We start from the raw sequence: 12,149 nt of genomic DNA on the forward strand, positions 1-12,149 counted from the left end.
ATTTTGTTTATAAATAAAAAAGTCCCCAGCCAAGGCTGAGGACTTTTTAAATCAATTTTCTAAATTTAGATTAGAAAATGACTTGGTGATTATTTAACAATTCATCCAATGTTACTGCTTGAGTTTGGTTTGTTAAAGTCAGTAACTTCGTACTCTGATAAGTTTCACCAGATGTACCATCACGATCGATTGCAATTACTGCTTCTTTCTTAGCCTCATCATAACTCACAGATACAAACTCTTTAATATTACTAACATCTTTGTTAAATCCAACAAGCAATTCTGAGATATTAATTGCATCCACACCATCAGAAGCAGAAACATTATAAGCAAAGTCAGTCCAGATATCGTGACCATTACCACCGTTATTTGAAGCATTATCTAGAACAGAATAAAGTAATAAGTCATTACCATCATTACCTTCGATAATGTTATTGAATTTATTACCAATAATAATCTCAGAGCTGGTTGAACCACTTATTAATATATCTGAATAGGTATCCTGATCAGAAATACTTTGATATGAAGATATTTTAATATCTAAGGTGGCTTCTCGAATTTCACCATTTAAAGATTCAATTCGATAGGTAAATTTATCCACATTACCTAAAACATCAGCTGAATTGGTAGAGTAAAGCTCATATTTATAATGTCCATTACTCCAAATCGTTAAGCGACCATATTCACCATTAACAACAAAACCATCATTTGCGCCCATAATGGATGTGACTTGTTGATAAATAGTCACTCCTGAGTCTGATGAAACATATAGCTTGTAAAAACTTTGGTTATATGAATCATTGCTTAAAATATTACCTTCTATCGTTTCATTTCTAGTAGAGTCTAACTCATAATTATATAAATCTGTACTCAAGATTGTCATTTGTTCTAATCCGGCTGATAAACCACTATTAGAAAGCTCTAAACTATAATTACCAGCTGACAACCCTTCAAGAAATATTGTTCCATTAACTGCATTAATTTCTCCAGTTTTAAATACAACTAGGTTTCCATCTTTAAATAACTTCCATGTCTGCTTTACAGTAGAGGCAGATTCAGCAAAAAAAGTAAATAATTTATCTTTACCGTCTAAGGTAAAATCAAGTTTTGCTGAGTTTGAAATTTTATAAAAATCATAAACCTTCTTATCATTTGGCAAATCTTCACTCTTAACCAAATCATTATTGAGTTTTAACTGGATCTCAGAAAGAATTACATTATCATTGGCTTTTTTTAAGTCAATTTTAATTGAATCAACATCATTTTGAGCATTAAAACCACTAGTAATTGTGCCTTCAGCAAAATCAGTTTCCATATTTGGACTTTGAATTCCTATATTTAAACTGATTAATTTATCAATGCCATTGATTTTATAAACTAAATCAAAAGATTCAGATTTACCGATATTAGCAAGACTAGCATTAGGGGTATAAACATAATTGCCAGAAGTATCGATTGTTAATACACCATAATCTGTATTAATTGTTAAAGTTGGTTGTTCTGAAAAATCAACCATCTTAACGCCAGACTCTGTTTTGATTCTAATCTGTGTAAGTGATGTTGTGGCATCAACACCAGCCTGATCAAAAATATTACCCTGCTGACTATAAGAATTCAGAACTAAAGATGACGAATCATTATAATCTTTAACTTTGAAGTTACTCATAGTCGCTGTTAAACCCGAAAGTAGATTTAATCCCTCACTAGTTGTTGCAATAAGTTTATATTTACCAGCAGGCAAATCACTTACATGAAGATTCAAATTATTGATTGGAATAAACAAGAATGATCCTGCAGTTCCAGAACCTATAGTTTCAGAAGTCCAGATGGTCTGACCATTCACTGATTCTTCACGTAGAAGCATGACATTAATTTTTGTTCCAGAAGCAACACCGTTTAATTTCGCAACATAATCGAATGATAATTCCTGGTTTGCTTCAACATAGAAACTAATACCTGCACTCCCCTGGATAACATCAGCACTAATGACATTACCGGCCCCAAGCCCTACTACATTACCACCAATATCTTGAAGTTCATTAACCACCACACCTGATTGTTTGTAACTATTTGATTTAGCTTCAGCATTAATCACAATTGTAGCAAAAGTCGAAATACTTGCATCATTACCGTCCAAAGCTATTTGATCTGCCTGTGCCTTAGCAACAGCAGCTTCCAGTGCCAATTCTGCACTTTCAAGCTGGGTTTGGTTAGAGAACGGATTGTTCTTCACTTCTTCTGCTGCAGCAATCGCTTGAGCCAGTTCAGCCTGAATCGCAGGGTTTAAACCTTCTACTGCTTCTGCTGCAGTAATTGCATCTGCCAGTGCATCTTCTGCTACATCTTCTGCTGCTTCTGATGTTGTTAATACAGCAATCGCATCTTCAAGAGCCGCTTTCGCTTCTTCAAGTGCAGCTACAGTGGTCGCTGTAGCCAATGCATCTTTGGCAGCATTCACCGCTTTCAATGCATCAATTTCTGCCTGACCGTCAAAGTCTTCGGCATCAGTCAAGGCATCTGTAATCGCACCTGCAAGATCCGCCTTCGCCTGAGTCAGCTCATCACTGTTTTCTAATACATCCTGATCTGCCTTTGCCTTAACAACCGCCGCATCCAGTGCCAATGCCGCTTTTTCAAGCTGATCCTCGTTAGAGAACGGATTGCTCTTCACTTCTTCTGCTGCAGCAATCGCTTGATCCAGCTCAGCCTTAATCGCCTGATCCAAGTCTTTTACTGCTTTAGCATCAACAATCGCACCTGCCAGTGCATTTTCTGCAACATCTTCTTCTGCTTCTGATGTGGTTAATCCAGCAATCGCAGCTTCAAGAGCAGCCTGTGCTTCTTCAAGTGCAACCACATTCGTCGCTGTAACCAACGCATCTTTGGCAGCATTAACTGCTTTCAATGCATCAATTTCTGCCTGACCGTCAAAGTCTTCGGCATCAGTCAAGGCATCTGTAATCGCACCTGCAAGATCCGCCTTCGCCTGAGTCAGCTCATCACTGTTTTCTAATACATCCTGATCTGCCTTTGCCTTAACAACCGCCGCATCCAGTGCCAATGCCGCTTTTTCAAGCTGATCCTCGTTAGAGAACGGATTGCTCTTCACTTCTTCTGCTGCAGCAATCGCTTGATCCAGCTCAGCCTTAATCGCCTGATCCAAGTCTTTTACTGCTTTAGCATCAACAATCGCACCTGCCAGTGCATCTTCTGCAACATCTTCTTCTGCTTCTGATGTGGTTAATCCAGCAATCGCAGCTTCAAGAGCAGCCTGTGCTTCTTCAAGTGCAACCACATTCGTCGCTGTAACCAACGCATCTTTGGCAGCATTAACTGCTTTCAATGCATCAATTTCTGCCTGACCGTCAAAGTCTTCGGCATCAGTCAAGGCATCTGTAATCGCACCTGCAAGATCCGCCTTCGCCTGAGTCAGCTCATCACTGTTTTCTAATACATCCTGATCTGCCTTTGCCTTAACAACCGCCGCATCCAGTGCCAATGCCGCTTTTTCAAGCTGATCCTCGTTAGAGAACGGATTGCTCTTCACTTCTTCTGCTGCAGCAATCGCTTGATCCAGCTCAGCCTTAATCGCCTGATCCAAGTCTTTTACTGCTTTAGCATCAACAATCGCACCTGCCAGTGCATCTTCTGCAACATCTTCTTCTGCTTCTGATGTGGTTAATCCAGCAATCGCAGCTTCAAGAGCAGCCTGTGCTTCTTCAAGTGCAACCACATTCGTCGCTGTAACCAACGCATCTTTGGCAGCATTAACTGCTTTCAATGCATCAATTTCTGCCTGACCGTCAAAGTCTTCGGCATCAGTCAAGGCATCTGTAATCGCACCTGCAAGATCCGCCTTCGCCTGAGTCAGCTCATCACTGTTTTCTAATACATCCTGATCTGCCTTTGCCTTAACAACCGCCGCATCCAGTGCCAATGCCGCTTTTTCAAGCTGATCCTCGTTAGAGAACGGATTGCTCTTCACTTCTTCTGCTGCAGCAATCGCTTGATCCAGCTCAGCCTTAATCGCCTGATCCAAGTCTTTTACTGCTTTAGCATCAACAATCGCACCTGCCAGTGCATTTCTGCAACATCTTCTTCTGCTTCTGATGTGGTTAATCCAGCAATCGCAGCTTCAAGAGCAGCCTGTGCTTCTTCAAGTGCAACCACATTCGTCGCTGTAACCAACGCATCTTTGGCAGCATTCACTGCTTTCAATGCATCAATTTCTGCCTGACCGTCAAAGTCTTCGGCATCAGTCAAGGCATCTGTAATCGCACCTGCAAGATCCGCCTTCGCCTGAGTCAGCTCATCACTGTTTTCTAATACATCCTGATCTGCCTTTGCCTTAACAACCGCCGCATCCAGTGCCAATGCCGCTTTTTCAAGCTGATCCTCGTTAGAGAACGGATTGCTCTTCACTTCTTCTGCTGCAGCAATCGCTTGATCCAGCTCAGCCTTAATCGCCTGATCCAAGTCTTTTACTGCTTTAGCATCAACAATCGCACCTGCCAGTGCATTTTCTGCAACATCTTCTTCTGCTTCTGATGTGGTTAATCCAGCAATCGCAGCTTCAAGAGCAGCCTGTGCTTCTTCAAGTGCAACCACATTCGTCGCTGTAACCAACGCATCTTTGGCAGCATTACCGCTTTCAATGCATCAATTTCTGCCTGACCGTCAAAGTCTTCGGCATCAGTCAAGGCATCTGTAATCGCACCTGCAAGATCCGCCTTCGCCTGAGTCAGCTCATCACTGTTTTCTAATACATCCTGATCTGCCTTTGCCTTAACAACCGCCGCATCCAGTGCCAATGCCGCTTTTTCAAGCTGATCCTCGTTAGAGAACGGATTGCTCTTCACTTCTTCTGCTGCAGCAATCGCTTGATCCAGCTCAGCCTTAATCGCCTGATCCAAGTCTTTTACTGCTTTAGCATCAACAATCGCACCTGCCAGTGCATTTCTGCAACATCTTCTTCTGCTTCTGATGTGGTTAATCCAGCAATCGCAGCTTCAAGAGCAGCCTGTGCTTCTTCAAGTGCAGCACATCGTCGCTGTAACCAACGCATCTTTGGCAGCATTAACGCTTTCAATGCATCAATTTCTGCCTGACCGTCAAAGTCTTCGGCATCAGTCAAGGCATCTGTAATCGCACCTGCAAGATCCGCCTTCGCCTGAGTCAGCTCATCACTGTTTTCTAATACATCCTGATCTGCCTTTGCCTTAACAACCGCCGCATCCAGTGCCAATGCCGCTTTTTCAAGCTGATCCTCGTTAGAGAACGGATTGCTCTTCACTTCTTCTGCTGCAGCAATCGCTTGATCCAGCTCAGCCTTAATCGCCTGATCCAAGTCTTTTACTGCTTTAGCATCAACAATCGCACCTGCCAGTGCATTTCTGCAACATCTTCTTCTGCTTCTGATGTGGTTAATCCAGCAATCGCAGCTTCAAGAGCAGCCTGTGCTTCTTCAAGTGCAACCACATTCGTCGCTGTAACCAACGCATCTTTGGCAGCATTCACCGCTTTCAATGCATCAATTTCTGCCTGACCGTCAAAGTCTTCGGCATCAGTCAAGGCATCTGTAATCGCACCTGCAAGATCCGCCTTCGCCTGAGTCAGCTCATCACTGTTTTCTAATACATCCTGATCTGCCTTTGCCTTAACAACCGCCGCATCCAGTGCCAATGCCGCTTTTTCAAGCTGATCCTCGTTAGAGAACGGATTGCTCTTCACTTCTTCTGCTGCAGCAATCGCTTGATCCAGCTCAGCCTTAATCGCCTGATCCAAGTCTTTTACTGCTTTAGCATCAACAATCGCACCTGCCAGTGCATCTTCTGCAACATCTTCTTCTGCTTCTGATGTGGTTAATCCAGCAATCGCAGCTTCAAGAGCAGCCTGTGCTTCTTCAAGTGCAACCACATTCGTCGCTGTAACCAACGCATCTTTGGCAGCATTAACTGCTTTCAATGCATCAATTTCTGCCTGACCGTCAAAGTCTTCGGCATCAGTCAAGGCATCTGTAATCGCACCTGCAAGATCCGCCTTCGCCTGAGTCAGCTCATCACTGTTTTCTAATACATCCTGATCTGCCTTTGCCTTAACAACCGCCGCATCCAGTGCCAATGCCGCTTTTTCAAGCTGCGCCTGGTTAGAGAACGAATTGTTCTTCACTTCTTCTGCTGCAGCAATCGCTTGAGCCAGCTCAGTCTGAATCGCAGGGTTTAAACCTTCTACTGCTTCTGCTGCAGTAATTGCATCTGCCAGTGCATCTTCTGCACCATCTTCTGCTGTTTCCGATGTGGTTAATCCAGCAATCGCAGCTTCAAGAGCAGCCTGTGCTTCTTCAAGTGCAACCACATTCGTCGCTGTAACCAACGCATCTTTGGCAGCATTAACTGCTTTCAATGCATCAATTTCTGCCTGACCGTCAAAGTCTTCGGCATCAGTCAAGGCTTTTGTAATCGTATCTGCAAGATCCGTTTTCGCCTTTTCTAACTCAGATAAATTATTATTTTCATAGTGGCTATTTGAACCACTTGAGCTACCAGAGCTACCAGCAGCTATTGCCAAACCACCGATCACTGCAGCTCCCGCTGCCCAAGGCCAAACACTTACAAATGAACTTTCTGACTGCCCATATAATAATGGTTCAATTTTATCTATAGGGTTATAAGTAATTGTTTTAAAATCAAATAAAAATAATTCTGCTTGCTCATTTCTAAAAACTAGCGAGCTTTCTTCTATATTAAAATTATCAACTGCTATTTTTTCACCGTTCTTTAAAGTGATTACTGCCTGATTATTTAAATATTCAATCTTTTCTATATCTTCAACTTTTACATCTATTAAGACAACGGAGTTATTATTTAATTCAATTTTTTGTGAATAATTTTTTATTAAATTATTACTACCATTTTCTTTTGAAATAACTTGAACCTGCATAGGAGACCCCTAAAAACCAACTAAAATTATAAGAATTAATTAAACGTTTATTTTAGTTATTTTTCAAGCATTTATTTTTTCTAATCTAGACTGTTTGATGAAATATAAATCAATTTAAAATTTCACATAATAAGCTGAAATTATTATGGTTTTATTTATTGCAGTTTTACTAAATTAGCAAAAGTTAAAAATTATTATCTTTTATTTATATAAAGCTTCTTATTTTGATAAAAATAATAGACTTTAGTCTAAGTTTGTTTAAATTATTAAGCCAGACTTAAACCTAAATTCAATATATTAGATTAAATATTATAATATTTAATTTATCTTAAATATATTTTAATAAATATTGAAATGTAAACCTAATTCAACAAATGCAATCTCCTGCATAGATTCTGTTATGAAATGTCAGGTCTCACACTATTCTTGGAAAATCTCCCTAATATATTTTTCTGTCATCACACGAAACAATGGACCTGAGAAAATATGAATAATTATCCTGAAACCCCAAATTCAACCGAAACACAAGAACACCAGCCTGGCGTTCAAACTGAAATGAACCCAGAGCCAGAGATCATTAAGCCCCACTATAAGGGCAGCGAGAAATTAAAAGGCAAAGTAGCTTTAATTACCGGCGGTGACAGTGGCATCGGCCGTTCAGTAGCCGTCCTGTTTGCCCGCGAAGGCGCAGATATCGCGATTTGCTATCTGGACGAAGACCAAGATGCGAAAGACACCAAAAAAATGGTTGAGGCAGAAGGACAGCGTTGCCTAATTATTAAATGCGACCTACAATACCCCGATGAAATTCAAAATTTGGTCAAACAGACCATTCAGGAATTTAAAACGATTAATATTCTGGTTAATAATGCCGGGGTACAGTATCCACAGAAAAGTATTACCGATATCTCCCCTGAACAGCTCAATAAAACTTTTAACACCAATATCCTGAGTATGTTTCATTTGACCCAGGCTGTTCTGCCACATATGCAGGCTGGTGACAGTATTATTAATACCACCAGTGTGACCAGTTATCACGGACATGATGAATTGATCGACTATTCAAGTACCAAAGGTGCAATCACAACATTTACCCGTAGTCTTTCCACGAATCTGCTAAAAAATAAGAAGGGGATTCGGGTCAATGGGGTTGCTCCTGGACCGATCTGGACCCCGCTCATTCCAAGTAGCTTCGATGAAGAAACCCTGAAAGAATTCGGTAAGCAGACCCCGATGGGCCGTATGGGGCAACCCAGTGAAGTTGCTCCTGCCTATTTATTTCTGGCCAGTGAGGAAGCCAGTTATATCTCAGGCCAAGTCATTCATGTAAATGGCGGTAGCATTATTAATGGTTAGATGACCACTTTAAGATAACGGCTCTTTAGGGGTCGTTATCCTTCCTCAAATTAAGATTTAAAATTTATGCTGCACTTCAAAATAAATAAAAAAATTTAAATCGATTCAGCACCCATAAAACAATTCAAACAAATCCTGACAGATGCTTACCCTGTTAAAAATTACCTCTTGATATAGTGGATTCAATTTCAAACTTTAGTTAGGAAATACAAAATGTCTAGAGGTGATAAATCCGCTTATACAGAAAAACAAAAACGGCAGGCCAAACATATTGAAGATAGTGAAAAAGAACAAGGGCGTTCTGAGGAAGAGGCCGAGCGTATTGCCTGGTCTACCGTCAATAAACAGGACGGTGGCGGAAAGAAAAAGAAAAGTTCGGATAAGTCATAATGAGAGCCTTTTTAAAAACTTCATATATTGAAGCTTTTAAAATTTCTGTTTTAAGTATCTTCATAAATGACTAAATCAATGCTGTCCTATATTTAAGTTTCTAGATTAACGCTGGCGATGAGTTGATTCATTGCCTCTAAATAATACAAATTTTTTAATTATTAAATTTTAAATCCGACATAATTTTAGGTACATACATGAAAATTTTGATTGTTCTAACTTCACACGATCAACTTGGTGACACGGGTAAAAAAACCGGTTTCTGGTTAGAAGAACTTGCTGCCCCCTATTACCGATTTATTGATGCAGGCGCTGAAATCACGTTAGCTTCTCCCCAAGGTGGTCAACCGCCTCTGGATCCTAAAAGCAGTGCAGACGATGCCCAGACTGAAGCAACCAAACGTTTTAAGGCTGATGAAACCGCCATGCGTACTTTAGCCAATACTCATAAATTAAGTGAAGTAAATGCAGATGATTTTGATGCTGTATTCTATCCGGGTGGCCATGGTCCTTTATGGGATTTAGCCAATGACTACAATTCAATCCATTTGATTGAACAAACCTTACAATCCAATAAGCCTGTCGCACTAGTCTGTCATGCACCAGGCGTACTAAAAAAGGTGAAAGATGGTGAAGGACATCCCATCGTATCAGGCAAAGCAGTGACCGGATTTAGTAATACTGAGGAAGATGGTGTCGGTCTGACTGATATCGTTCCATTCTTGGTAGAAGATATGCTGAAAGAAAATGGCGGAAATTATTCCAAAGCTGAAGATTGGCAAGTTCATGTACAGCAGGATGGTTTGTTGATTACCGGACAGAATCCTGCATCTTCTGCAGCAACGGCGGATGCCCTATTAGATTTATTAAAGTAATGTTTAAAAGCTACAAATTAAAAAATAACTCCTGATTGATAATAATTCAGGAGTTATTTAAATATTTCAATATTAGGGTTCTTTCATAAATCATTTTTTAATCATTAAAATGAAATTCCCCTCTCCTTGTAGGAGAGGGTTAGGGAGAGGTTATATCTAAGAAATACCCCTCATCCTAACCTTCTCCCAGAGGGAGAAGGAACTTTCAATATCCATTTAAATATGAATATAACGATCATTTTTTGATTTATGAAAAAGATCTAATGATTTAAATCTATAACTCTTTAAAAGCTTTTCCTAGTTTACGGCACATCAAATGGTGATGGATCCCAATTTCCGCGTTCCAACTCTCTTAATTTAAACCAGACATGCACAGATTCGCGCTGAAAATTCCGCATGACATAACTATAGAGTTTTTCAGAAATAGTGACTTTAAAACTTAATAATCGGTGTAGCATGAAAGCTAAATCGAAATCTGCAATACTCCATTGTGAAGTTAACCATTGATCACCAATCAAAGCCTCACTTACTCGGGTTAATCGATCAATTTCCACCTGCGTGTGCCGGTCTGGTATATAAGGTTCTGGCAGTGGCTGGAAGACCCCCGTGGAAGGCATATTTTGGCGGATCAGGTTAAAATCAGACTTAACCAAGGCTTGAACCGCCTTACATTTAGCCCGCGCATGAATATCTACTGGATAAAGAGCCGGATAGTCAGGAGGTGGAAAAAGCTCGTCTAGAAACTCTGTAATCGCCATAGATTCAAAAATTGACCAGCCATCAACAGATAGGCAGGGAATTTTTCCACTTTTACAAACTTTTAGATACGTGTCTGATTGATTCTCATCCTTGTCTAAATCAATTTTAATCTCCTTAAACTCGATATGTTTTTCTCTCAGTGCCACAAAAACTGACATGGCATAGGGACTTAATCTTTTACGATCAATATAAAGGCTCAGACTTTGCATAGCAGGGCTCCCATAATGGAGTTGTTATAAGCATAGAGAACGATGTGATTTCATAAAGTCATCAAGCTTTAAGTTATACCCAAACTGAGGTGAACAATAGCGGAGTATCTTTACAGAGTTTAAGCAATTGCAACCAAGTAAAAGTTAAGTGTAGTAGCTCATTGATTTGTATTGGCCTTTCCAAGCCAGAAGATTCGCGTTAAATTAAATTATCTATTCAATTAACCACAACTATGCTTAATTTTGACGAATTTCCAGATACTGTCTATGCCATCCAACATCTTGCCTTTGAAGACCTCGGTGCATGGGAAGATACTTTTTATCAGCTCGGCCTGCGTGTGCGTTATTTTGAAGCAGGTGTTGATAATCTGACCCCAGCATTTGAGCATCAAGGTCTGACGGTGATTTTAGGCGGTCCAATCGGCGTATACGAAACTGAGGACTACCCTTTCTTACAACAAGAAATAGACTTACTTAAAGTACGTTTAGAGCAGAATTTACCGACTTTAGGAATTTGCCTAGGTGCCCAGCTCATCTCCCATGCACTAGGAGCAAAAGTTTATGCAGGCCACGCCAAAGAGATTGGCTGGTCTAAGCTCAGCCTTGCATCTGTAGAGAACAATCCTCTGCAAAATCTAGAAAATATTGAAGTACTGCACTGGCATGGAGATACTTTCGATCTGCCAGCGCAGGCTGAATTGCTAGCAAGTTCTACCCTGTATCCAAATCAGGCATTCCGGATTGGCAATAATATTCTGGCCCTGCAATTTCATGCTGAAGTTGAAGCTGAGCGTCTGGAAAAATGGTTAATTGGTCATACTTGTGAATTACGTAAAGCAGATATCAATATTCCAGCTTTACGTGCTGATAATCAGCAATATGCAGCAACTTTAGAATCTGCCTCAGCATCTATCTTGCAACAATTTTTAGAGAATATGCAAAACAGCTAAATTTTTATTTTTAGCGAAAAGATTAATTTTTACCCATAAAAAGCACCCAACGAGGGTGCTTTTTAATTCGTCATTTATTATTTCTTTGCAGCGGGTACAGAGGCTTCAGTGGTAATGTTTACGGTAATTTTATCACCGACGTTTGGCACATAAGCCCCAACATTAAATTCTGAACGGTTAAATGAAGTCGTTGCATTAAAACCAACAGTTTGCAGTTTAGTCATTGGATGAACGGCCTGTTTATTTAACACTGCATCCAGTACGACTGGCTTAGTCACACCCTTCACAGTTAAATCACCGGTAATTTTATATTTGTTTTTACCTAATGCCTGAACTTTCGTGCTTTTGAAGGTGATATTTGGATACTTTTCTACATCAAAAAATTCCGCTTTTTGAATATGCTCGTCCAGTGCCTTAACATTGGTATTAATGCTCGATACCGGAATGGTTACATTCACAGATGAATTCGCAGGCTTTTCATTATCAACAGTAATCGTACCTTGAATGTCACTAAAGTTCGCTGATGGTGTCGAGAATCCAAAGTGGCTCCAGCTAAACACGGTCGCAGTATGCGTTGGATCTATGGTGTAGCTCACTGGCTTTGCCATAGAAAATGTTGCTACTGAAGCCAAAGTCAGGCCCAAAGCCAATGTCTTGAATTTCATGTCATA

At 40.3% G+C, this 12,149-nt stretch carries 11 protein-coding genes; 4 read left to right on the forward strand and 7 right to left on the reverse strand.

Features of this window, described 5'->3' with window-relative positions; genetic code table 11:
• Positions 1-70: 70 nt before the first annotated feature.
• Genes BS636_RS14430 through BS636_RS14450 form a run of 5 tightly spaced genes read right to left on the reverse strand, consistent with a single transcriptional unit; the run spans position 71 to position 6,939 of the window.
• Positions 71-4,039 carry a type I secretion C-terminal target domain-containing protein gene (locus BS636_RS14430; protein WP_099339409.1) on the reverse strand — a complete coding sequence of 1,323 codons (3,969 nt, stop codon included), beginning with the start codon at positions 4,037-4,039 and terminating at the stop codon, positions 71-73.
• 5 nt (positions 4,040-4,044) lie between these two features.
• Positions 4,045-4,608, reverse strand: coding sequence for a hypothetical protein (locus tag BS636_RS14435; RefSeq protein WP_099339410.1), 564 nt, complete (start codon positions 4,606-4,608; stop codon positions 4,045-4,047).
• On the reverse strand, positions 4,554-4,913 hold the full coding sequence (locus BS636_RS14440; protein WP_099339411.1) for a hypothetical protein: 360 nt from the start codon (positions 4,911-4,913) through the stop codon (positions 4,554-4,556). The genes BS636_RS14435 and BS636_RS14440 overlap by 55 nt, the downstream gene beginning before the upstream one ends.
• A 5-nt stretch (positions 4,914-4,918) precedes the next feature.
• A complete protein-coding gene (locus BS636_RS14445; protein ID WP_099339412.1) occupies positions 4,919-5,347 on the reverse strand; it encodes a hypothetical protein in 429 nt (142 codons plus the stop codon).
• A gap of 5 nt (positions 5,348-5,352) precedes the next feature.
• Positions 5,353-6,939 carry a BapA/Bap/LapF family prefix-like domain-containing protein gene (locus BS636_RS14450; RefSeq protein ID WP_099339413.1) on the reverse strand — a complete coding sequence of 529 codons (1,587 nt, stop codon included), beginning with the start codon at positions 6,937-6,939 and terminating at the stop codon, positions 5,353-5,355.
• A 486-nt stretch (positions 6,940-7,425) separates the two neighbouring features.
• On the opposite strand from BS636_RS14450, the gene BS636_RS14455 reads away from it, so the two are divergent.
• The 3 genes from BS636_RS14455 (at position 7,426) to BS636_RS14465 (ending at position 9,560) form a co-directional block, all read left to right on the forward strand.
• Entirely contained in the window at positions 7,426-8,295 is an 870-nt protein-coding gene (locus tag BS636_RS14455) for an SDR family oxidoreductase (protein WP_099339414.1), read from the forward strand.
• 213 nt (positions 8,296-8,508) lie between these two features.
• Positions 8,509-8,685 (forward strand): hypothetical protein, encoded by a 177-nt coding sequence (locus BS636_RS16370; protein WP_099339415.1) that lies wholly within the window; start codon positions 8,509-8,511, stop codon positions 8,683-8,685.
• Between the two features lie 197 nt (positions 8,686-8,882).
• Positions 8,883-9,560, forward strand: a complete 678-nt coding sequence (locus BS636_RS14465) for a type 1 glutamine amidotransferase domain-containing protein (RefSeq protein WP_099339416.1) — start codon at positions 8,883-8,885, stop codon at positions 9,558-9,560.
• Positions 9,561-9,862: 302 nt separating this feature from the next.
• Here the strand turns inward: BS636_RS14465 and yfcF are convergent, their stop codons facing one another.
• Complete coding sequence (yfcF, locus tag BS636_RS14470) at positions 9,863-10,528, reverse strand: glutathione transferase (protein ID WP_099339417.1); 666 nt, start codon at positions 10,526-10,528, stop codon at positions 9,863-9,865.
• 233 nt (positions 10,529-10,761) lie between these two features.
• On the opposite strand from yfcF, the gene BS636_RS14475 reads away from it, so the two are divergent.
• Positions 10,762-11,478 carry a glutamine amidotransferase gene (locus tag BS636_RS14475; protein ID WP_099339418.1) on the forward strand — a complete coding sequence of 239 codons (717 nt, stop codon included), beginning with the start codon at positions 10,762-10,764 and terminating at the stop codon, positions 11,476-11,478.
• Between the two features lie 77 nt (positions 11,479-11,555).
• Here BS636_RS14475 and BS636_RS14480 read toward each other — a convergent pair whose 3' ends face one another.
• A complete protein-coding gene (locus tag BS636_RS14480; RefSeq protein WP_099339419.1) occupies positions 11,556-12,143 on the reverse strand; it encodes a YceI family protein in 588 nt (195 codons plus the stop codon).
• Positions 12,144-12,149: the final 6 nt, after the last annotated feature.

It is taken from the genome of Acinetobacter sp. LoGeW2-3, from assembly GCF_002688565.1.
Lineage (GTDB): Bacteria > Pseudomonadota > Gammaproteobacteria > Pseudomonadales > Moraxellaceae > Acinetobacter.